The 23,805-nt window shown below is 44.5% G+C and carries 18 protein-coding genes; 7 read left to right on the top strand and 11 right to left on the bottom strand.

All coding sequences use genetic code 11. The features are described from left to right. Positions 1-35: 35 nt before the first annotated feature. From G563_RS0105265 to G563_RS0105215, 11 genes are all read right to left on the bottom strand, one after another. Positions 36-2,105 carry a glycoside hydrolase family 20 zincin-like fold domain-containing protein gene (locus G563_RS0105265; protein ID WP_051210774.1) on the bottom strand — a complete coding sequence of 690 codons (2,070 nt, stop codon included), beginning with the start codon at positions 2,103-2,105 and terminating at the stop codon, positions 36-38. A gap of 78 nt (positions 2,106-2,183) precedes the next feature. Continuing rightward, positions 2,184-2,927 carry an SDR family NAD(P)-dependent oxidoreductase gene (locus tag G563_RS0105260; RefSeq protein ID WP_028664386.1) on the bottom strand — a complete coding sequence of 248 codons (744 nt, stop codon included), beginning with the start codon at positions 2,925-2,927 and terminating at the stop codon, positions 2,184-2,186. A 90-nt stretch (positions 2,928-3,017) separates the two neighbouring features. Then, positions 3,018-3,971, bottom strand: a complete 954-nt coding sequence (locus G563_RS0105255; RefSeq protein ID WP_028664385.1) for a dihydrodipicolinate synthase family protein — start codon at positions 3,969-3,971, stop codon at positions 3,018-3,020. A 13-nt stretch (positions 3,972-3,984) separates the two neighbouring features. Beyond that, positions 3,985-4,911, bottom strand: coding sequence for a DMT family transporter (locus tag G563_RS0105250; RefSeq protein WP_028664384.1), 927 nt, complete (start codon positions 4,909-4,911; stop codon positions 3,985-3,987). Between the two features lie 15 nt (positions 4,912-4,926). Then, complete coding sequence (locus G563_RS0105245; protein WP_028664383.1) at positions 4,927-6,051, bottom strand: mandelate racemase/muconate lactonizing enzyme family protein; 1,125 nt, start codon at positions 6,049-6,051, stop codon at positions 4,927-4,929. Then, on the bottom strand, positions 6,038-7,009 hold the full coding sequence (locus tag G563_RS0105240) for a 3-hydroxyacyl-CoA dehydrogenase family protein (protein ID WP_028664382.1): 972 nt from the start codon (positions 7,007-7,009) through the stop codon (positions 6,038-6,040). The genes G563_RS0105245 and G563_RS0105240 overlap by 14 nt, the downstream gene beginning before the upstream one ends. Beyond that, the gene (locus tag G563_RS0105235; protein ID WP_028664381.1) at positions 7,006-7,407 is read right to left on the bottom strand and encodes a RidA family protein; all 402 of its coding nucleotides are present in this window, start codon (positions 7,405-7,407) and stop codon (positions 7,006-7,008) included. The genes G563_RS0105240 and G563_RS0105235 overlap by 4 nt, the downstream gene beginning before the upstream one ends. A 2-nt stretch (positions 7,408-7,409) precedes the next feature. Then, positions 7,410-8,204 carry a creatininase family protein gene (locus G563_RS0105230; protein WP_028664380.1) on the bottom strand — a complete coding sequence of 265 codons (795 nt, stop codon included), beginning with the start codon at positions 8,202-8,204 and terminating at the stop codon, positions 7,410-7,412. A gap of 78 nt (positions 8,205-8,282) precedes the next feature. After that, on the bottom strand, positions 8,283-10,070 hold the full coding sequence (locus G563_RS0105225; RefSeq protein ID WP_028664379.1) for a RagB/SusD family nutrient uptake outer membrane protein: 1,788 nt from the start codon (positions 10,068-10,070) through the stop codon (positions 8,283-8,285). Between the two features lie 61 nt (positions 10,071-10,131). Then, positions 10,132-13,296: a SusC/RagA family TonB-linked outer membrane protein gene (locus tag G563_RS0105220; RefSeq protein ID WP_028664378.1), complete on the bottom strand. Its 3,165-nt coding sequence runs from the start codon at positions 13,294-13,296 to the stop codon at positions 10,132-10,134. Positions 13,297-13,636: 340 nt separating this feature from the next. Continuing rightward, the gene (locus G563_RS0105215; RefSeq protein ID WP_028664377.1) at positions 13,637-14,275 is read right to left on the bottom strand and encodes a GntR family transcriptional regulator; all 639 of its coding nucleotides are present in this window, start codon (positions 14,273-14,275) and stop codon (positions 13,637-13,639) included. Positions 14,276-14,430: 155 nt separating this feature from the next. Between G563_RS0105215 and G563_RS0105210 the strand changes: the two genes are divergently transcribed. The 7 genes from G563_RS0105210 (at position 14,431) to G563_RS0105175 (ending at position 23,746) form a co-directional block, all read left to right on the top strand. Next, positions 14,431-15,444 (top strand): Gfo/Idh/MocA family protein, encoded by a 1,014-nt coding sequence (locus tag G563_RS0105210; protein ID WP_028664376.1) that lies wholly within the window; start codon positions 14,431-14,433, stop codon positions 15,442-15,444. A 19-nt stretch (positions 15,445-15,463) separates the two neighbouring features. Beyond that, positions 15,464-16,864 carry a DegT/DnrJ/EryC1/StrS family aminotransferase gene (locus G563_RS0105205; RefSeq protein WP_028664375.1) on the top strand — a complete coding sequence of 467 codons (1,401 nt, stop codon included), beginning with the start codon at positions 15,464-15,466 and terminating at the stop codon, positions 16,862-16,864. Continuing rightward, a complete protein-coding gene (locus G563_RS0105200; protein WP_028664374.1) occupies positions 16,861-18,204 on the top strand; it encodes a neutral/alkaline non-lysosomal ceramidase N-terminal domain-containing protein in 1,344 nt (447 codons plus the stop codon). The genes G563_RS0105205 and G563_RS0105200 overlap by 4 nt, the downstream gene beginning before the upstream one ends. 115 nt (positions 18,205-18,319) lie before the next feature. Beyond that, a complete protein-coding gene (locus G563_RS0105195; RefSeq protein ID WP_028664373.1) occupies positions 18,320-19,582 on the top strand; it encodes an NHL repeat-containing protein in 1,263 nt (420 codons plus the stop codon). Positions 19,583-19,874: 292 nt separating this feature from the next. After that, entirely contained in the window at positions 19,875-21,980 is a 2,106-nt protein-coding gene (locus G563_RS0105185; protein ID WP_028664371.1) for a PVC-type heme-binding CxxCH protein, read from the top strand. Between the two features lie 34 nt (positions 21,981-22,014). Next, entirely contained in the window at positions 22,015-22,350 is a 336-nt protein-coding gene (locus tag G563_RS0105180) for a high-potential iron-sulfur protein (RefSeq protein ID WP_028664370.1), read from the top strand. Positions 22,351-22,378: 28 nt separating this feature from the next. Next, complete coding sequence (locus tag G563_RS0105175) at positions 22,379-23,746, top strand: Gfo/Idh/MocA family oxidoreductase (RefSeq protein WP_028664369.1); 1,368 nt, start codon at positions 22,379-22,381, stop codon at positions 23,744-23,746. Positions 23,747-23,805: the final 59 nt, after the last annotated feature.

Below are 23,805 nucleotides of genomic sequence, written 5' to 3'. Positions count from 1 at the left end.
ACAGCCTCTATGGGATATTGTGTCATTTTTCAATTTCAAAAATCAGGTTTGAACAATTCAACAAAAGATTTGACGGGAGCTTGTTTATCACGCTGAATCTGAAAATCTACTACTTTGAGATGTAATTTTCGCCACAAACTATATTCGACATCAAATCTACTCAAAATACCATTTAGCCGATACGGCATACATTCCGACAGCCATGCTTCTTCGTACACACGTTTCAGTTCGCCTGTCTCGTCCATCGCATCTACTAGTAAACTATGACAAGGATAGGTCAAATCATAAATTACATAATCTTCTTTTTTCTTGGTTACCATAGCATAATCCCACCGGTCAACGATGGTTTTGGCCCACATAAAGCGCGTAGCTGTATAATTGATAAGGCGTGCCGAAACCCATAGCGAGTGGATAAAAGCACTATCGGCACGAGTGGCTTTGGGAAGAGCCGCAATCAACTGAGCCTGTGCTTCTTCGCTGTATTTGCGTACTTCCCGAAAATCGGCCATGTGGGCTTCGGTATTGGCCAAATAATAACTAGCAAAAGGATTTGACCAAGCTTCTACCAAAGTACCTCGTGGCATACTTTGGGTGTTTTTTCCTAGACATTTTCCCAAATAATCGCCCGCAATGGCTAGGTTTTCAAAAGCTTGACCCATCTCTGACCCCATGCGAGGATACATAATATTACTGTAATGCTGGGCAAAGGTCTTTTTGTCAGGCACTTGCCCCTGCCAAGCAGCGATACATCCATAGGCCATAAACATCCAAGACGAACGCACAAAAGGCTCTACCGAATCGGTCCAGACAGAAGTGATAAAGCCGAGAGTTTGGTGACGAAGACCTGCGCGCAGACACAGGGCGATGTTGTCGTAAGTATAATCAGATTCGGGATAAATATGCCCCCAACCCGAAACCGCCGGCTGAATAAAAAAGGGTCGTTTTTCTTTTAAAACAGGGTCAAGATAATGATACGTAGCCGCCGAATCGGGCGAATATTGCCAGATAACCGGAATCACATCGGCGGGGAATTTCTTGATGATTTCTGGATAAAAAGAACTCATATCTGTCCAAGCAAGTAAGGTTTTGCCATACTGTTTGAGTTCATTGCTTACAAACGTGAGTTGCTGGATGTACAAAGCCTCTGGGTTGAGCGACATTTCGCCAGTGCTATTGAGGCGTTTGGTCTCCCATGTTTCGTCAAAACCTACGTGAATAAAAGGGCTTCTAAATAATGCAGTGTATTGTTTTATCCAATTTTGGAGGAGTGTTTTTACGCCCGCATTACGAGGGTCTAATTCGTGACCATATTTTCCAATCGCCAAAGAAGCGTACTTTTCATTGCGAATCAATTCATGCAAATGCCCATAAAAATTGACAAATGGAATCACATCCATGTGGCGTTGTTGGGCGTATTCGATGATACTCTTCACTTGCGCTTGGGTATAGCTTGCCCGATAGTTGAGCGTAGAGTATCCTTCTAGTTCGATACTTACTTCGTTGTAGAAATAGTATTGGTTTGTTTTCCAGCGGGCTAAAAAATCAATTTGTTTTTTGATTTCCTCTACCGTCAGCAGTCCTCCATGCGCAAAATCCATCATCACGCCCCTAAAAGCCATTTGGGGGCGGTCGTTGATATCCACAAAAGGCAAAGAAGCTTTGCTACCTTCTCCCCTAATCAATTGACGTAAGGTCTGAACAGCATAATACAAACCCGTAGAGGTGTGGGCATTGATGTCAATTCCTTTGGCCGAAATAGTCAACGTATAATGTTCGCGGGGACTTTGAGTTGTGGCTTCGTTGGGTTGAGGGAGTGCGCCGCCGGGGGTTTGGATACGGTACTGCAGCGTGGAAGTTTGTGCATTGCTTGCTCCTTTGGGAAGTTTGCCACTTCGTTCACGCAAAATTTGCTTCAATTCATTGAGGGCAAAACTAACTTCTTCGGGAGCAGAAGGAGCTACAAAAACAGCAATATTTTGCAGAAGAATCTCTCCTTGGTTGTATTTGACAGCCGTCGGTTGGGGATAAAGAACAGGGTGATTTTGGGCCAAAACCTCGACAAGTCCCCAACAAACAAGATTAAAAATAGTGAAGAGAAATTTCATACATCTTTGATTTTCAACAATGAGACTGTCCAAAAAGTAACAGGCAGCAAAATGTTTTTTGGTTTCAACCTCATCTTTTTAATAAGTGGCTCTTCCTCCCGATAAGTCGAAAGTAAAGCCTGTTGTAAAGCTGTTTTTGACCGAGACGATATAGGCTGCAAGATTGGCGGCTTCTTCGAGCGTGCCGCAGCGTTTCATGGGGATTTTGTCGGTCATGTATTTGACTTGGACTTCGGGCATGGCATCTACGAGCGGTGTCTGAATCACGGCAGGAGCTAGGGCGTTGACGGTAATGCCTTGCTCGGCGTATTCTTTGCCTTGTACTTTGGTCATGCCAATGACCGCTGCTTTGGAAGCCGAATAAGCCAACATACCTGCATTGCCTTCTTTGCCTGCAATAGAAGCAATGTGCAAAATCCGCCCGTATTTTTGGGCCAACATCGACGGGATAACGGCCTTTGAAGTATAAAAACAACTCATAAAGTTGACTTCAAACACTTTTTGCAGATTTTCGGTACTTACTTCGTGGCTTTTGAGGTTGGTGATACCCGTGATTCCAACGCAGTTGATAAGAATATCGATTTTGCCAAAATGAGCTACAACTTGGTCGGCGGCTTCTTGTACTTTTGCTTCGTTGGTAATGTCGATTCCGATGCTTAATACTTGAGCTTCGTACTTTGAAAACTCTTCTTCTAAACCTTTCTCGTTAAAATCTAATAGGGCTACTCTGGCCCCTTCTGCTAATAATTTATGGGCAATAGCAAGCCCAATTCCCGAAGCGGCACCTGTTACGATGGCGACTTGTCCGCTAAATTCGTTCATGATGAAATCTGATTAAAATGATGCAAATCAATACAACCTAGGCAGTAGCCCATACAAAGTACGGGCTTGCCTATGGCTTCCTAACCTAATTTATAACTCTACTACAGCTGAAGGGCGAAGGGCATAGGTTTCGTCATTGAGCACATCCAACACTCGTTGGTTAAGCTCTTTGATATAACTTACGCTCGACGGGTCGGGGATGTAAGCAGCCTTGCGGGCGATGCTGTTGGAAAGTACACCCCGGGCGATGAGCAATTCTTTTTCGGCATAATGAAACAACTCCATGTTTTGGAGCGAAAAGAAAATTTGCGGCATCACTTTTTCAAACAAATCAAACGCTTTACCATCTTCTCCATTGCGACGGAGGTCAAATACGCGTTGCAAAATATCGGACACGGCTAGTCCTGGCATCACGCCTTGGATGCCAATCGGGATGAGTTCGAGCATATACAACCCCCCCCAACCTTCAAAAAGTCCCACTTGACCTTTGGTAGCTTTGATGATACTCTCAAACTTGGGAGCGCAAAGAGGCTCTTCTAGCTTGAGGTATTTGAAATTGGGATTTTCGTTCATTAGCTCTTTGATAAATTCCACGCTAATAGACGAACCTCCCGGATTGAAATCTTGAATAAGAACGGGGGTGTTGGGAATGGATTGTAAAAATTCGGAAAGGTATTGTTTCAACGAATTTTCGGGTAAACTAAAAATCCGAGGTACGGCCAACGAAACCACGTCTGCTCCTGCTTCTACATTGGCTTGAGCGAGTTTGATGGCTACTTTGAGCGAAGGGTGATTGGATTGAGCGACGATTTTGAGACGGCCAGCGGCGTGTTGGACGGCTACACGTACCACTTGGAGTTTTTCGTCGTCGGTAAGTTTATAAAACTCACTGGCATAAGCGGGTAAGCATACGGCTTTGATGCCCCCTGCGATAGCGAAATCAATAAGGCTGCGAAGGGCATCTTCGTCGATTTCTTCGTTTTCGGTAAATGGCGTGGGAATAATCGGAACAACGCCGAAAAGTTCGTTGGTTAGCTCTGACATAATATTTGACTGATTATGGATTGTTATTAATCAATTTTTTTTGTTGTACTCTATTATCAACTATAGAAAGGATAAGGGTCGAAACTAGTACCAATACACCTCCTACAATGGCTTGGGTATTGAGTTTTTCGCCTAGCCAAAAGGCGGCAATAGGCAGCCCCATAAACGTAATGAGGTAATTGGACAAGGCAACTTGGGTGGCATCCAAATTTTTTAGAGCCTTGAAAAACAGCACCATAGACAAGAAGTTATGGAATACTGTCAATGAAATCATTCCTATCCAAGTGTTGGTAGTAAACTCTGGAATTTTGCCAAACATATCAGGCTCGTAATACAGCACCAAAGGAGTAAGTAGAATACACATCACGAGATAGGTATAAAACACCATTTCGATTTCGGTATATTTTTCGGCGATTTGTTTACAACCTACATTGTAATAGGCATTACCTAAAATCGCTAAGAAAATCAGCACATTCCCAAGCGCATAGCGAGAGCCCAAGTCCACGCGCTTAATGTCGTCGGTCGAACACAGAGCTACCCCAATAATCGCAATCCCAAAACTTATCCAGCGCGCAGTATTCATTCTTTCTTTTAGAATGAGAAAGGCAAATACTGCCGTAATAACTGGCAAAGTCAAGACCAAGATAGCGGCATTGCTTGCCAGTGAGTATTGGGTACCCCAGGTCATGAGTACTTGGGAGGGAAAAGCACCTAGCGCGGCAAGCTGTACAAAAATGAGAATGTCTTTGAGTTTTTTACCCCCTTTTTTGAAATCTCTCGCCACAAAAGGAGCCAACAATACCGTAGCTAGCAACATGGGTGCCCATACTGTGAAATAAGGGCCTACTTGGTCTTGGGTAAGCTTGATGCTTGTAAAGTGGAATGCCCACATAAAATTGCAAGCAAACAAGATAATCCAAGACATGACAGATTTTTTCATAAAACAAAAAGGGGGTTAAACGCTCATTTCGCGCTGTTTGTAATGATGAAGCGCTTCTTCGTCCAGCGCGATGCCAAGCCCAGCTCCCGAAGGCAGTAGGGCAGCACCATTTTCAAACTGAATGGGATTTACAATCAAATCATTTTCCCGAACCAATTCGCCGAAAATATCGGACGGAATGGTGCAGTTGACACTAGCCGCCGCTATATGAAGCCCCATGGTTTCGGAAATACCCAAGTCTACCTCTGAGCCACGCCAGCATGACTTGCCTTCCAAATGAGCAATCTCTGCCAAAAGCACGCAGTTGTAGGCCGAACCATTGAAATTATAGCCATCCACCGCATCGGCGCGTACAAAAGCAATCATATCGCGGATGTCTTGGGTATAAGGAAGGGATATATGCCGATACATCGGTATTCCCAAGGTTTGACGGAGGTATTTAAAACCCGCCACATCGGCATGAAGAATAGGATCTTCAAGGCCAAGCATGATGTCGGTTTCGACGCCTTCCATTAGCCGAAGCGTGGTAGCTACGTCGGTCCAGCGCTGATTGGGGTCGAGCAATATCTTGATGCCATCGCCACATTTTTTCTTTATTTCAGCCGTCCAAAGTCGCACAGGGTCTTCATCCGAACACTTGAATTTAAACGCCTTGTGTCCTTTTTGCATGGCTTCGTAGGCTTTTTGGGCAGCATCTTCGGGAGTACGGCGGCCTGTCCAGCCGAAGCAATCGATACGATTGCGATAGATACCTCCGAGCAATTGAGCGACCGGTACGTTCAGTATTTTGCCCACCACATCCAGTACGGCCGTCTCAAAAGCTTCGTAAATACGTTGGTCGGAGACTGGCAAACGACGCCAGTTTAGTTTCAAAACATCCTGCCCTACAAACGTTTTCATCGCATCCAAAAGCAACTCTTCGGAAGCACTCCGATACGTTTCACCAATACCTGTAAGACCGTTTGTCAAGCTAATCTCAATAATCCACTTAGGTTGATTGGCAAACTCAGTCCATCGTTCGCCAGTCAAAAATTTTTGGGCAAAGGCGGCATCTTTGTCAATTACGTCCTCAGAGTTAAGGCTGCCAGGTTTGGCAGGGACTACTACTTGTGTCGCTTTTATGGTTTTAATAAATGTCATTTTTATCTTCTGAAGAAGTAGAGGAATATTTTTTAGCCAATTTTCGGATGTCGTAGCTGAACTCAATAAATTGCTCTTCCCAATGCTCCGCACTTTGGGCTGTATAAGGATAAAAACCTTGGGCGTTGCTTACCCCCTTGGCACCAGAAGCTACCAATTCTTCCATCATAGAAGGTACTTGGGCGGTATTGCTGAGTTCGGGAAATAAGTCTTTCATAACGGTGAGATAAGCCGGAATGCCCGTCAAATCCATAAATCGAAAAGGCCCCGCAAACGTAATCCAATAGCCAAGGTCGTTGCGAAGAGAGCGGTCCACGTCCTCCACGGTAGCATAGCCATTTTCGACCAAATAAAAAGCTTCTCGTAGCATGGCGTACATGATGCGGTTGGTAATAAACCCGCGAATATCTTTTTTTAACAACGAAGGTTCTTTTCCCCAACTTTCGGCCAAAGCCATCATTTGATGAGCGTAGAGTAAATCAGAGTCTTTACCACAAATTACTTCCATAAATCGCGTAATATGGGCAGGCTCAGCCCAGTGAATGCCCAAGACCCGTTCGGGGTGTTGGAGTCCACTTTGCAAAACCGTAACCGGAATGGCCGAAGTATTGCTACCAATAATCGCCGTCGGAGATAGTACCGTTTCGAGGCGTTGATATACATTTTTCTTTTCTTCGATATTTTCTGTGATAGACTCAATCACTACTTTGTGTCCTTTCAACAGCGAAACATCATCCGTAATGGTATGGCGTTTTAAAACTTCTTGGGGATTTTGGGTCAGAATTTCTTCTTCGTGTAGCTGTTCCAAAAAACCCAAAATCCGAGTTTTGGCTTCGTTGGCTTGTGATAAGTCTTTGACTAACGATGTCACATCGTGCCCTGCGGCTAAAATGCAGGTAGCGATACTACTTCCCATCAGGCCCAAGCCTACCGTCCCAATAAGTATTTTGTCTGTCATGATTTTTTTGGAATAATGGCGATTGCGTCAATTTCTATTTTGATACCATCCGCCAATACGGATTGTACTGTAGTACGAGCGGGTTTAATGCCTTTAAAAAAAGAGGCATAAGCCACATTATAGCGGTCAAAATCGTTGATGTTTTCTAAATGTACCGTACATTTTACGATGTTGTCGATGCTGCCTCCGGCGGCTTCTACTATTTTCTGGATATGAGAAAGCGTATGTAAAGTTTCTTCTTCTATCGTGCCATGAATCACCTCGCCCGTAGCCAAATCTAGAGGTCCTTGACCACTCACAAAGAGCCACTCGCCTACTTGTACGCCAGCCGAATAAGCGCCTGTATCGACCGCTTTGTCGGGGTGATGGATTTCTATTTTTTCAGTTATATCTTTCATAATCATTCATTTACTAAGCAATCTGACAAAGGCCAACTTTTGAATGACTCTACAAAAGTCACTAGCCCTTCTATTGCTTTATCCAATAAATATTGGCCTTTTTCAGCAGTGCCTAGCTGCGGCTCTCCGCTGCTGCCATTGCTCGATATAAATTCAGTTTGCTTGAATACCGTAACACCTCGATAGGGCTCATCATCTTCCCAAGGGATATAGCCGTTGCTTTCGGGGCGTTGGGCACGTTCGACTCTATCCATCCATACTTTGTCGGCAAAGAGGTGGAGCATCATGCTGGTTTCGTACTCACAAGCGTGACTTAGGGCGGGGCTTTGCATGGGTGCCTCACCGGCAAAGGCTTTCCCGCCTACTTCCCAATAAGTAGCCAATGCGATGGTAGGCTGATGAGATACATCAAAACGCTTGCTCAATACCGCCAAAGCTTGTTTGACGGGCGAGATATTACCGCCATGTCCATTGAGCAATAAGATTTTGCGAAATCCACTCACTACCAGCGAATTTACGAGATCAATGACGACTTGGGTGTAGAGTTCGGGGGCTAGGCTTATGGTTCCTCCAAAAGACAAATGATGATGGCTCGACCCAAAAGGCAACGTAGGACAAAGTAAAACAGAGTAGGGCAATAATTTTTCTATCTGCTGAGCGACATACGTAACGATATCGGTATCGGTCGAAACCGACAAATGAGGCCCGTGCTGTTCGATAGCTCCTAGAGGAAGAAGCACAACCTTGTCTTTGGTTGCCTTGTTGAGGTCGGCGTAAGTGGAGGCGTAAAAAAGCATTTTTAATCTAAAAATTAGGCAAAGAAATCATTGAATCCTTTCCAAGGCTTCGCACCCTGGAAAGGATATTAAAGCTAATCAATAATTCGGATTTTGTTTCAATACCGAGTTGCCATTTACGACACTCAAATCAATCTGCGCCTGAGGAATAGGATACAATTCACTTTTACCTTTTTTGAAAGTAGCTCCTTTCATGTAAGTGAAGTTATAGCCCGGAATTGATGTTTCATGCGCTACGTATGCGTTGAGGGTATTGGCCATGTAGCCTGTACCATTGTCCCAACGACGAAGATCGAAGAAACGGTGTCCTTCCATTCCTAGCTCAATTTTACGCTCAAAACGAACCGCCTCACGGGCAAAGTCTTTGCCTTTGGCCGTAAACTCTGTTGTGTACAAACCTACTTTATAATTAGCGGCCGGTTCGCTGGTAAAACCTTTCAAAGGAGCGCTATTGTCAACATATTTTTTGACCCATCCCGCAGGGTTGGCGGCGCGTGCTCTTACGCGGTTTACATACTCCTGCGCTTTGGCTAGACTTCCTACCTCTACTTCAACTTCGGCGGCCCAGAGCAATACATCAGCAAAGCGAATCATGGTATAGTTGTTGGAAGTCCAACGCGACGACGAAGAAGTAGTAGCTGCAGCCGCTTGGTAATAAATGGTTTTGATAGGGCTGTAAGGTCCTGCCACATCCTGTACCCGAATCCATGCTTTGCCCGGATGAAGCCCCCAGTCTAAATAAGGAATACCCCGACGACCTACTGTCCAGTCCAAACGCGAGTCAAGTGTACCCTCATAAGGGGTAAAAGGTGTGCTACTTTCGATACCTTGGTCGTTTTTGACATCAGAGTTGTTGAAAGTGTCAATCAAAGGAAGTCCCGTAGTAGCGTCAGTTTTATAAGAATTTACCAAACTAAATGAAGGCTGATAAGCACCGCAGCAAGTGGCAGGCCCCCCCATTGGGAAGTTGAGGGCATCGCCATAGTTTCCGTTTTGAAACGACTCCGCTACCGACATTTGAACTGCAAATACCGATTCAGGGCCATTCTTTTTAGAAGGGTTGAAGTTGTCGGCATAGTTTACCAAAGCATATTTAGCCCCTGAAGCCGTCACCCCATTAGCGATAATATCTTCCAACACGGGTTTAGCATCGGTATATTTATCTTGAAACATATAGGTTTTCGCCAAGAAAGATTTGGCAGCCCAGCTATTGGCGCGGCCTACGTCGGTTTTGGTAGCGCTCAAATTATCGGCCGCAAATTTGAAATCTGCTTCGATTTTGGGCCATGCTGAAGTGGTATTGCTTACGTTGAAGTTACCGTTAGAATAACTCACGTTTTCGTCAAGATAAGGAATATTTTCCCACATTTTGGCGGCTTCAAGGTGATACAAAGCGCGCAAAAATGTGGCTTCTGCTTTGATTTGTTTGGCTTCCTCTGCCGAAAGCGAAGGGTCAGTGGTTTTGGCCAATACCCTCAATACGTCGTTGGCACGCTGAATCCCTGCATATAGCACAATCCATTTGTTATTGAAAGGTGCCATAGTAGCATCGTAGTTGTAGCTTTCTACGGCTTCCATAGGAGGGAGCGCAGAGGCTTGGGTACCAGTATGAGCGTCGTCGGACGTCACACCCCCAAAAATCCAGTTGCTTACCCCGACAAAATAATAGGTAGTACCAGGCACGCCCCAGCCATCGAGGAGCGAGTAAGCACCCACAAGCAAGCCATTGACACCGGCTTTGTTGGCCAAAGTGGCTTCGCTTGTGGAGCCTAGTGCGCCAATTTCTAAGTAATCGTCCTTACAGGAGTTGGTGGTCAAAATCAACCCCAATCCAGCGGCATATAAAAGTGTTTTAAATCTTTTCATGAGAGTCAAAATGTTTGGAATGTTATCCGATGATTTCTCTTGTTTATCATTTATTCAATACTTAGAAAGAAAGGTTGAGGCCCAGAATGAAATTCCGTTGGTTGTTGGGGTAGTTAGCATAATCAATTCCAAAAGCCGAACTATTACCACTCAACTCAGGGTCGAGACCACTGTATTTAGTGATTGTGAATAAGTTGGCCCCTTGGGCATATACCCGCAGCTTGCTCATACCGTATTTTTTGAGGAAAGAAGGCTGAACCGTATATCCGACCATCAAAGAGCGCATTTTCAGAAACGAACCGTTTTCTACGTAAAATGAATTAGAAACGCCCGATGAGCTAAACGACCCCGTCGATTCAATTTTGGGAATATCGCTATTGGGGTTTTCGGGCGTCCAAGCGTTGAGAAGGTCATTGCTTTTGGCACCTACGTAAGTGCTGAAGAAATGCGTAAAGGATTTTACGGTATTGAAGATTTCGTTGCCTTGTGAGCCATACAAAATCGTCGAGAAATCAAAGTTACGATACGTAGCACCTAAGTTAAGTCCATAAGTAAAGTCAGGGTTAGGACTTCCCAAGAAAGTACGGTCACTTGCATCGATTTTGTTATCACCGTTGATGTCGGCATATTTGAAGCGACCCGGCGCAGCACCACTTTGAGTAGGAGAAGCCGTTACTTCTGCATCATTTTTAAATAAACCAATCACCTGATATCCAAAGAACGAACTCACCGGCTGACCGATTTGGTTACGTACTACATTGCCTAAATTTTGGGTATTAGCTCCGTCAAAATACCCAGGGCTTGGCGTATTGACTACTTTATTTTTGTAAGTGGTAATATTGGCACCAATGTTAAATTTAAGGTCAGAACTAACCGCATGACGGTACGTTAGCCCCAAATCCACCCCTTTGTTTTGAATGTCTCCGATATTGACAGTAGGCGCAGTCGCACCACCTGCAGTGGCAGGGAGCGGTTGGGTAAATAGTAGCCCATTGATTGATTTTTGGTAGTATTCGACCGATACATCCAATTTATTGTTTAGGAGAGTCGCATCCAGCCCGACGTTGGTTACGATGTTTTCTTCCCAACCTGTGTTAGGGTTTCCGATGCTAGTTTGCGCAAAACCTTGTACCAAGGCATTGTTGCCATTGATGTCATAGTAGGCATTGGCAAAAGTTCCACCAAATAGCGTATAAGCATTCTGAGGACTTACGTTGTTTTGAGAACCCAATACACCATAGCTACCTCTGAGTTTAAGCTCGTTGAGCCACGCTACATCTTTCAAAAACTCTTCGCCTGTCAAGCGCCAGCCTAGTGATACCGAGGGGAAAGTGCCGTAGCGGCGATTGGCTCCAAAACGAGAAGACCCGTCGCGGCGAACTGTGACACCCACGAGGTATTTGTCGTCAAAAGCATAATCAGCACGACCAAAAATAGAGAAGAGTGTATTGTGATACGCGCTGCTTGAGTTGGTAATATTGATAGTACCATTTGAAAGGCTCAAGTAATCAAAGTTGGTAGAAAATAATCTACTTGCCGACCCAATCAAATAGCGACCGTAGTTGCGAATTGCCTCCGACCCTACAATCGCTTTTAGGTTGTGTTTCCCAAAAGCATTGGTATAAGTGAGGGTGTTGGTCCACATAGTGTTGCTGTTGTAGAGCGCAATTTCGGAGAAGGAGTTGGGGTTGGTATTTCCTTCGGAATTGTTGTAAGGGGTAAAATTGAAATTGGTAGCGTACTGATTATCAATAGTTCCACCAAAACTTGTGCGAGCGGTAAAGTGCTTTAAGAAATCTACTTCTGCGTATACATTTCCTACCACATCCCAAGCATTGTTTTTGTTGTTGACGGTATTCATTTGTACCGCCACTGGATTGGAAGAACTCCCTAGCTCTGGACCAGCAAATGTACCACCGTAATTGCCTTTGATGTCATACACGGGTATGATGGGCATAGCGCGGTAAGTCCAAGCGATAGGATTTCCGGTACTTAGGTTGTCAAAACCAGGGTTTTTCTTATAAAACATGTACACATTTTCTCCAACTCTGATGTTGTTTTTAATCTTGAATTGGGTATTGATACGAGCCGAATAACGTTCCAAATAACTCTTCAACATCGTACCTTGTTGGTTGAAATAGCCCAACGAAACCATATAGTTAGATTTGTCGGTTCCACCACTCGCGGTTAGGTTGTGGCTAGTCATAGGCGCATTTTTAAACAACTCATGAAACCAGTCAGTCCCTGTTTTATTGACGGCTTGTATCAAGTAATTGCGACCAGGCGCGTTGGCATCGAAATTGTACTTGGAAGGATCTACGGCGGCATCTCCTGCTTTGCCCACTCCCGTTGCACCCGGACCTCTATACGTAAAGTCAGGAAGGCCATTTTGAAACAAGCCTGTCGTAGGATAAGCGATTTTGGTCAAACGAGCAAAATCCGTTGAATTGAGCAAATTAAACACATTTCCTTGCAAAGGTTGCTGATTGCCGTAGTAGGCATCATACGAAATTACAGGCTGTCCTGATTTTCCTTTTTTAGTGGTTACGATGATGACCCCGTTTGAACCACGAACCCCATAAATAGAGGCCGCACCCGCATCTTTAAGTACCTGAATCGACTCTACATCATCGGCACTGACGTCGTTGAGCTCGGCTTGTACGCCATCTACGAGTACAAGCGGCTGCGTGTTTCCAAACGAAGAAATACCTCGTACGAAGATATTGCTTGGACTACCGGGGGCACCCGAACTAATCACATTGACCCCAGCTGCTTGGCCTTGAAGCGCTTGCACTGCCGAACCTGCCGGAATTGACTTTAGTGCTTTTACATCTACTACCGATACCGACCCTGTAATATCCTTTTTTCTTTCAGCAGAGTAGCCTGTCACTACTACTTCCCCCAAAGTTGTAGAAGAGGGCGTTAGGGAGATATTAAAAGTGGTTTGACTACCTACTGGAATTTCTTGTAGTTGGTATCCTATATAAGAAATCACCAAGACGGCATTAGCGCTAACCGATAGTTTGAAACTTCCGTCGGCAGCCGTAATGGTGCCATTTGTCGTATTTCCTTTGATAAGTACAGACGCCCCCGCAATCGGCTGCGAATCGTCAGAACCCACCACTCGACCAGAGACTTGGGTTTGGGCATACACCGCAATGGAGGTAAGTAGGCAAAGCAGTAGCATACTTACTCCTTTTTTTCGGAGTAGGAAAAAGTTGTTCATGTGTTAGATGGTTTTTAAGGAATGCGTTACGTTGAAATAGGGTTTATGCAGACAGGTTTTTTGAGATGTTGATTGGTTAGACTTACAGTTTACCAAAATATATAAAACAATTTGATCATGATTGTTGGCATATATTCTGTTAATTTGTTTACAAAGAAAACTTATTTTTGTAAACAAAAAAAATTGTGTAAAGTTTTTTTTACGAAAACTAACTACACACAGCCTGTTAGTTAACAATGCCAAGCAATAATTGGAGTTTTTAGAGAAAAAAGAGGCTGCTACCTTAATAAGATAACAGCCTAGGGTGAATCAAAGGAACAGTAAACAAGTATAATAAGTATCAATCCAGCTCCAACGCTTCTACTTCGCCACGGAGGAGATGCTTGCTAAGAGTCTCCTCTGCAAGCTTTATGTCTTTTTCTTTGAGCGCCTTTAAGATTTGTCGATGCTCTTGGTCGGTAAGCTCATAGTCATCCATATGAGTCTGCGATTTACCTAGCTTTTGATGAAATAAGGGAATATTACTGATTTCATAAATATCTTTTAGTTTCTCATTTTGAGCACAATCAATCAAAGTTTCATGAAATTTAACATCGGCTTCGCAAGCACCTCCAAAATACCCCCGCTCCACCATTGATGTAAAATCATTGCAGATTTCCTCCAGCTTCTGAATGCCTTGTTCGTCGATTTTCTGAATAGCCAACCGAATAGCCCCCAACTCTAAGATTTCGCGGAGTTCGCGGATTTGCCTTACATCTTCTGCACTCATCGATTTTACAAAATACCCGCCCTTTTCGCCCGTCTCAATGAGCTGTTCGCCCAAAAGTCGCGTTAGTGCCTCTCTTACAGCCATGCGATTTACATCTAGGCGTTTGGCCCAAATATCCTCCTTTAGGCGCGTGCCTGATACGAGTTGGTTGGAGAGGATTTTTTTGCGAAGCTCTATATATACTTTATTAGCAAGAGAATCAATCTTCATTTTTGTAATCAAATTTTATGCAAAAATGTAAACAAATTTTAACTATCTTTGTAAAGTTAAAAAAATATTTGTTCAAACTACCGTAGTAATAGTACAAAAAGACTTACTAAATATAGATATATTATTGTCTATTATTTAACTCTCAACATTTTATCATGGCTCAATCACTATATAACCGTAGAAAGTTTGTAAAAAATGCTGCTTTAGGAACTTTAACTTTGGGAATGCTAGACCCTCTTCGTACTTCTGCTCAGACGATAGCTGAAGGCAAGCGGGTGGGCATTATCGGGCTTGATACTTCTCATAGTACGGCCTTCACCAAAGTACTCAACGCCCCTGAAGCGAGTGCTGATTTTGGAGGTTATAAAATAGTAGCAGCTTATCCATACGGTAGCAAAGACATCGAAAGTAGCACGAAACGGATTCCGGGCTATATCGAAGAAGTAAAAAAGTATAATGTAGAAATCGTGGATTCGATTGCTGATTTACTAAAAAAAGTAGATGTAGTATTGCTCGAAACCAACGACGGTCGTCTACATTTGGAGCAAGCGATTCAGGTTCTTAAGTCAGAAAAACGTCTTTTTATTGACAAACCAATCGCCGCTTCGCTTTCGGATGCGATTGCGATTTTTGAAGCATCCAAAAAGTACAAAATACCCGTTTTCTCGGCCTCCTCTTTACGACATATCAAAGGAATCGAAAAAGTCGATAAAAGCATCGTAGTAGGAGCCGATACATTTAGTCCTGCTGTTTTAGAAAAAACGCACCCCGATTTGTTTTGGTACGGTATTCATGGAGTAGAGACGCTTTATACCGTCATGGGTACAGGCTGCAAGCAGGTAGTGAGAATCAACAACGACAGTACGGATATTGTAGTAGGTACTTGGGCGGATGGACGAGTAGGTACTTTTCGTGGCACTCGTACTGGAAAACACGATTATGGCGGAACGGTTTATACCCAAAACGGCAACATCGTCTTAGGGCCTTATGGTGGATACGAGCCGTTGCTCAAAGATATTGTTAACTATTTTGAGACAGGAAGTGTGCCTGTTACTCCCGAAGAAACCATCGAAATCTTTGCTTTTATGGAAGCCGCAGACGAAAGCAAGCGCCAAGGTGGTGCACCCGTAACCATAGAAAGTGTACTCAAAAAAGCAAGAAAAGCATAAATCTAAAAAAGTCATTACTATGCCCTCTCAACCCTTTTCCAGACGCGAATTTTTGAAGCGCAATTCTCTGACGGGTTTAGGCGCCATGCTGACGCCGACCTTGCTCACCGAAAAACTTCAAACGCCACCTTCACGAGAAGTACCCGTTACTTTTTCGTTGGCAGAGCCACCTGCTTTATTAGGCGGGAAGCCCGTACGGACAAAACCGTGGCCTACTTGGCCGATTTGGAAGCCCGAAACTGACGAAAAACAGCTCCTTGAGGTGATTCGGAGTGGTGTGTGGTCAAGAGCGGGTGTAGTAACTGAATTTGAAGCAAAATGGGCGGCAACCGTCGGCTCAAAACGTTCTTTGGCGGTTGTCAACGGTACCAATGCCCTCATTACAGCTTTGGCACAATTGGATATTCGGGGTGGGGACGAAGTATTGGTCCCGCCTTATACTTTTATAGGTACAGTGGCCCCCGTGATTGCAAACGGAGCAATGCCGGTTTTTGTGGATGTGGACCCCGAAACTTTTCAAATGGACCCGGCCAAAATCGAAGCAAAAATTACGCCACGTACCAAGGCAATCATTCCGGTGCACATTTTGGGCTTACCTGCCAATATGCCCAAGATTTTGGAAATCGCGAAAAAACACAAATTGGCCGTGATTGAGGATGCTTGCCAAGCGCACTTGGCCGAAATCAACCACAAGCAAGTAGGGACTTTTGGGGATGCAGGCTGTTTTAGTTTTCAAAACTCTAAAAACTTGGCTATTGGCGAAGCGGGTGCTATCGTGAGTGACAACGACTTGTTGATGGATCGTTGTTTTTCATATCACAACTACGGAAATCCTTACGGAATGGCCTCGGGCGTGATTGGCGCCGGGACGATTATGCAAGGCAACAAACAGCGCATCACCGAATACCAAGCGGCGATTGGATTGGCACAGCTCAAACGCCTAGATGCCGAAACAACCCTACGCAACGAAAATGCGGCTTATTTAAAAGCAAAGATTGAGAAAATCCCGGGCATTGTCCCCTATAAATTATATGATAATGTAACCCGTGCCGCCTTTCATTTATTTCCTTTTCGTTATAAAAAGCAGGATTTCAAGGGGTTGTCGAGAGATACATTTCTGAAAGCACTCACTGCGGAAGGAGTGCCGTGTTCAAAAGGTTACGCTACGCTCAACAATATGCCTTATCTCAATGACGCTTTTCAGTCGAAAAATTTCCAGAAAATGTATCCAAAATCTCAATTGGATTTTAAGCGATACGTAGAAAGGAATCATTGCCCCCAAAATGACAAACTCTGCAACGAAGAGGCAGTGTGGTTTACGCAAAATATGCTCCTAGGTACGCGCGCTGATATGGACGAGATTGCGAATGCTATCGAAAAAATCTACACTCACGCCGATAAACTCATTAGTTTGAAATGAAAAAAATGCTTTGGGTTATTGGGCTTTTGGTGAGCCTTACCACTTGGGCCAAAGGTTGGAAAGCCGGCGTAGCCAAAGTCATCATTACTCCTCAAACGGCGATTTGGCAAGCAGGCTATGCTTCTCGTACGCACGCTTCTGAAGGAAAACTACATGACTTATGGGCAAAAGCGTTGGCATTAGAAGACGAAAAAGGCCAAAAGGTTTTGCTTATTACCACTGATATGCTAGGGTTTCCCAAGGCAATGTCTGACCGAATTCGGGAGCAACTCAAGCGGCAGTTTGGATTGTCTAAAGCCCAAATCATTCTCAACAGCTCACACACGCATTCGGGGCCAGTGTTGGACGATGCTTTGCACGATATTTATCCTTTGAATGAAACCGAAGAAGCCAAAATCGCCAAATACTCTCGCCAATTAGAAGCGCAGGTTATAGCATTGGCGGCCAAAGCCATTCAATCTTTGGAACCAGTCGAAGTATTTGCCCAAAATGGAGTAACAAGGTTTCAGGTAAATCGTCGTAACAACAAAGAGGCGAGTTTGCGAGAACAAACAGAACTCAAAGGCCCTAATGACTATGCAGTGCCGGTCATCAAGGTTGTCAATACCAAAGGTGTACTCAAAGCTTTGGCTTTTGGGTATGCGTGTCATCCGACGGTATTGGATATTTATCAATTGTCGGGAGATTATCCAGGATTTGCTCAAATTGAGCTTGAAAAAGCCCATCCCGAAGCCACCGCTTTGTTTTTTCAGGGAGCTGCGGGCGACCAAAACCCCCTTCCTCGTCGGACGATTGCGCTGGCAAAACAGTACGGGCGGGAACTTGCGGCAGCAGTAGAACGTGTAATAGAAGAACCTATGCGCCCCTTAACGGCAGAGCTTCTCACGGCTTATGCTGAAATAGATTTGCCCTTGTCGCCTCCCCCTACAGAAGCCGAACTGCTTAAAGTCCAAAAAGAAGATGCCCCTTATATGCAGCGCTGGGCTACGAGACTTTTGAATGAGAAAAAACAAGGCAAACCTTTCCTTTCTTCCTATAGCTACCCCATCCAAATCTGGAAAATAGGCGACCAAGCATTGTTTAGTTTTGGCGGAGAGCTAGTGATAGAATATGCCATTGAATGCAAGAAGCGATTTGGACATGAGGTGTTTGTGATGGGTTATTCCAACGATGTGATGGGCTACATCCCGTCGGCTACTATTCTGAAAGAAGGGGGCTATGAGGGGGCTTCTTCTCAAATGGTGTATGGTTTGCCGAGTGTTTGGGATGCACGTGTGCCAGGGCTAATTTATCAAGAAATAGATAAACTAGCCACCCAAGTAGGCCTTATTCCAAAATAACAATTGAAAACAAAGTTTTTATAGCCAAATAATTTATTGTCAAGCACATTTAGAAAGGAAGCAAAGTCCTTTGAAGTCATTTTTGTGCCTTGTCAAATTCAAATCTTTCCCAATTATGACCCTGATTGCAACTCCTTATTTCTCTGGTTTTGATTTGGCACATGATACTTATAATGCCATTACGACCGCAAGCAACGGCAAAATTTATTATGTTCTCTGCTCCGAGTCTTACGAGATTGGTGGTCAAATGTACGCTTATGACCCCGCCACCGACCTCACCGAATGGGTAGCTGACCTGACCGAAATATGCGGCGAAAAAAATGCCGATGCCATTCCGCAAGGCAAAAGTCATGTGCGCTTTTATGAAAGCAACGGCAAACTTTACTTTGCTACACACGTAGGCGTGTACGACATGATTGACGGGATGGAACGTTTGCCAGTGTCGGCGCCAGCGGGAAAAGCGTTATACCCAGGGGGGCATTTTATATCTTATGATTTGGCAACAGGTCAGTTTGAGAATTTAGCCCTTGCTCCCGAAGGAGAAGGCATTCTTACCATGACTATCGACCGTGAGCGAGGTCATTTATATGGAATCACATGGCCGTTAGGGTATTTTATTCATTTTGATTTGAATACTCAAACCCTCAAAACCGTAGGGTTGGTATCGGCCAAGGGCGAAGCAGGGATTCCGGGAGATGATTATCGTGTACTGTGCCGCTCTATGGTGGTCGACCCCCGCGACGGAACTGTTTATTTTTCCACTTCCGAAGGCGATATTTTCACGTATCATCCCAACAACGAATCTATTCAAAAGCTAGAAGGGGTAGATTTAAGGTTAGATTATTTTGGCAAATACGACCCTACCCGTCCAGGAAGTATGGGATACAATTGGCGCAAAATCTTTTGGTACGCACCCGAAGAAGTGGCGTATGGTATCCACGGAAATTCGGGTTATCTGTTTCGCTTTGATCCCAAAATCCCTAAAATAGAATTGGTAGAAAGGCTTACTTCAGAGCCTTCGCGAAAAAGCGGAATGTTTGACCAATTTAGCTATGGCTATCTAGGTTTTCAGCCCGGCCCCGACAACGAAACCATTTATTATCTTACGGGCGGGCCGATTTACATCAATGGTAAACGCTTAAAAGGAGCCGATGAAATCGCCAAAGGAGCCGCTAAAGGTTTAGAAAATTTGCATTTGGTTACGTTTCATATTCCGACTCAAACATACAAAGACCACGGCCCTATTTTTTATCCCGATGGTAGTCGCCCGACTTATGTCAACTCTATTGCCGTAGGCCACGATGGTAGCGTTTATACCTTAGCCCGTTTTGACCACGAAGGCCACGAGATACAAGATTTGGTAAAAATACCCAAATAAGACAAAGCCCCCCAAAGGTGCAGCGCACCGAAATATTTGTAGACGTAATTAAATAAACCGCAACAACAAAAGGTGCAGCGCACCGAAATATTTGTAGACCAAAATAAACCCCACAACAACAAAAGGTGCAGCGCACCGAAATATTTGTAGACCAAAATAAACCCCACAACAACAAAAGGTGCAGCGCACCGAAATATTTGTAGACCAAAATAAACCCCGCAACAACAAAAGGTGCAGCGCACCAAAATATTTGTAGACCGAAATATTTGTAGATTTTTTTATAAATAACCCCATGAATGCTCCAACAAAATTATCGCTTCTCGTCTTGATAGGGATGAGTTTGTCGTGTGGACATTATACCGATTCGCTCACGGCAGAGGAAGCGCTTAAAAGTTTTACTTTGAGTGACGACCGACTCACAGTCGATATTTTCGCTACTGAGCCTCAGGTACTCGACCCCGTAGAGATGGTATTTGACGAAGAAGGAAATGCTTTTGTAGTAGAAATGCCCGACTATCCTTCCAAACCCGAAGACGGCACGCTCAACGGAGCCATTAGGCTATTGCGAGATACCAATCGAGACGGGCGGATTGACTCCGCCGTGATTTTTGCGGAGCATCTTTCGGAAGCTACCAGTATTTTGCCGTGGGAAGGGGGGCTATTAGTGGCCGCTGCGCCCGATATTTTGTTTTTGAAAGACACAACGGGCGATTTTCGTGCCGATGTGAAAGAAGTGGTTTTTACAGGATTTTTTGCCAGCAATTCCGAAGCTCAAATCACCAACTTGCACTACAATGTAGATAACTGGATTTATGCTTCTAACTGTGGACAAGCAGGCGAAATCAAGTTTTTACGAACCCCCAAAGCTCCTCCTATTTCTATCAAAGGTGGCGATTTTAGGTTTCGACTAGATAAGGGAAAGTTTGAAATTGAGTCTAGTTCGGGGCAGTTTGGAATGGCGGTAGATGATTGGGGCAATCGTTTTTTTACCGAAAATTCCATTCACATTCAGCATGCACCTATCGCAGGACGGTATCTGTATCGGCATGGGTTTTTGCCTTCTTACGATGTAGCGCTCAATATCTCCGACCACGACCCTGAGATGTTTCAGCAAACACCGCCGCCCTATTGGCGTAAAGAACGTACCAAACGCCGAAACGAACAATTTGCCGAAGCCAAGCTAGACCGCCACGAATACGCCGAAGACCACTTCACGGGAGCATCAGGTGGCACTTTTTATGGGGCAGACTTATTACCCAAAGAATACCAAGGGTCGATTTTTACGGGAGAAGTAGCTGGCAATCTGGTTCATCGAGATATACTTACGTTGGCTCCCAATAGTCCCACTTTTATTGCCAAAAGAGGCGATAAAGAAAAAGACAAGGAGTTTTTGGTTTCATCTGACCCTTGGTTTCGTCCAGTTCAGTTGAGCGTAGGCCCTGATGGCATTTTGTACATGATTGATATGTATCGTCAACACATCGAAACTCCTACGGCTATTCCCGAAGATTTAAAAGAAGAAATGGATTTTTTCAAGGGTAGTCAATTGGGGCGTATTTATCGTATTATACCTAAAGGCGCTAAACCTACGCCCGTTCAGCCTCGTTTGAGGTCGAAAAGTGCAGCCGAATTAGTAGCTCTTTTGGCGCATCCTCAGCAATGGTGGAGGCTACAAGCCCAACGCCTTTTGCTCGAAAAACAAGACAAATCGGTGTTAGCATCGCTGAAAGAAATATTGCTAAAAGACACCAATCCTCATGCTCGTTTACACGCCTTTTTTACACTAGAAGGTCTTAATGCATTGGAAGAGAATACAGTAGCTGAAGCCTTCAAAGACAACCAACCTGAAATAAGGGCTTATGCGGTAGCCGAAGCGGAGCGTTTTCCTGCGCTTTTTGACCAAATCGTAGCCGCCACCAAAGATGCCTCTCCCAAAGTAGCTTTTCAGGCGTGTTTGAGTGTAGGGCAATTTGGGACGCCACAAAGCACCGAAGCATTGGCTAGCATCCTAGAAAAGCAAGTTTCGGACAAATGGTTTCGGATGGGTGTGTTAAGTTCAGAGGCAGGCGCCTCGTTAGGTTTGTTGAAGGGATTACAGCAAAAAAACTTTTTCCAACAAATCACCCCTGCAAAGAATGAATTTTTAGAAGAATTTGGACACGTGATTGGAGCTCGCAATCGTAAAGGAGAAATCACTGAGCTATTTGGAATATTTGAAGAAGGGTCTGATTCGCAAATTTGGGTGGTGAAAGGAGCAATCAGAGGAATGAAAAAATTAAAAGTAGAACCTGAAGATTCTTTGAAAGAAGTACTAAAAAAACAAGTCGCAAAGGCCGACAGCACCACCAAAGCAAACATTGAATTTTTAATTTCCTCTAACACAAGCAAAAACCCATAAAATAAGGTGGCTTATAAGAGGCTGATTCATCAACATGAAAAGAAGGAATTTTATCGAAAAAACGGTCTACACCCTGCCTGCCTTAGGAATTTGGGTGAGTAGCTGCCAGTCAAAATCGACTTCTGAGGAAAAGAACTCAAAAGTAAATATTGACCCTTGCAAAGACTTATCGGGTGTATCGGACAACGACCTAAAGACCCGGAAAAAATTAGGCTATGTGGAGGTGTCGCCCCAAGCTGAGTCTCAATGCAGCAATTGTAATTTGTGGCTGCCGCCCAAAGAACAAAAAACTTGCGGAGGCTGTATGCTGTTTAAAGGCCCTGTAGAGGCCACGGGCTATTGTACTTATTGGGTTCCCCAAAGCAAATAAAAACCTTTTTTTCAAAACAAATCTTTGCATGAATAAGCAGGAAAACTCTTCAAGCAGTGCGTCGAGACGCGATTTTCTCAAAAAGACTTTGACCGGAACGGCGGCTCTCACCGTTGGCGGAATTTTGCCAGGCGTCAGCGCGAAAAGCTACGGGCGTATCATCGGAGCCAACGAAAAAGTAAGACTCGGAGTAATGGGAGTCAATAGCCGTGGACTCGCCTTGGCCAAAAATTTCGCATTACAGCCTAACTGTGAGATAGTTACGATTTCGGATGTAGATTCGCGTGCTGCCGAAAAATGTATCAAGGCCGTAGAAACTATCCAAAATTCAAAACCGAAAGATACGCCTGATTTTCGTAAAGCACTGGAAGACAAAAACATGGACGGGCTTATCGTGGCAGCTCCTGACCATTGGCACGCCCCAGCCGCTATCTTGGCATCAAAAGCGGGCAAACACGTATATCTCGAAAAACCATGCAGCCACAACCCACACGAAGGTGAGCTTTTGATAGCGGTAGCCGCTAAGTACAAAAATGTGATTCAGATGGGTAATCAGCGCCGTTCGTGGCCTAATGTAAAACAAGCCATTCAAGAAATCCACGACGGAGTGATTGGTCGGCCTTATTTTGCCAAAGGTTGGTACACCAACAATCGCGCCTCTATCGGAATCGGCAAAGCCGCCGCTGTACCTTCTTGGCTCAATTATGACTTGTGGCAAGGGCCAGCTCCACGTAGAGCTTATAAAGACAATGTGATTCATTATAACTGGCACTGGTTTTGGCACTGGGGTACTGGCGAAGCCCTCAACAACGGCACACACATGCTCGACCTTATGCGGTGGGGATTGCAAGTAGAATACCCCACCAAGGTATCGTCGTCGGGTGGACGCTATCGTTATCAAGATGATTGGGAAGCTCCCGATACTCAAGTGATTAACTTAGAGTTTGGTAAAGATAAGTTTATGACTTGGGAAGGCCGTAGTTGCAATAGCCGCAACATTGAAGGAAGCAGTGTAGGCGTATCGTTTTATGGAGAAAAAGGTACTTTAGAATATGGTGGGGGCAACGCCTACAAAATCTATGACCTCGACAATAAGCTTATCAAAGACGTAAAGAATGATATGCCGATTGACGCGCGCAATAAAATGGACCCTTCGCAAGCATTGGATGCCACTCACTTCCAAAATTTTGTGGCAGCAATCAAACAAGGTGCCACTTTGGCTTCGGGAATTGTGAGCGGGCATCAAAGTACGCTGCTTTGTCAGCTCGGGAATATCGCGATTCGCTCCAATAGCATTTTAGATATTGACCCTTCCAACGGACATATCAAAAACAATAAAGAAGCCCAAAAACTCTGGAAACGCGAATACGAAAAAGGCTGGGAGCCTACCGTGTAGCGATTCTTTCGGAACCACAAAGAAGCGATTCTATAGGCTCTTTGTGGTTCAAACAAATT

It is taken from the genome of Runella zeae DSM 19591 (assembly GCF_000423565.1).
GTDB lineage: Bacteria > Bacteroidota > Bacteroidia > Cytophagales > Spirosomataceae > Runella > Runella zeae.
Note: the sequence above shows the minus strand (reverse complement) of the source record. Positions and strands in the feature narration are given on the sequence as shown.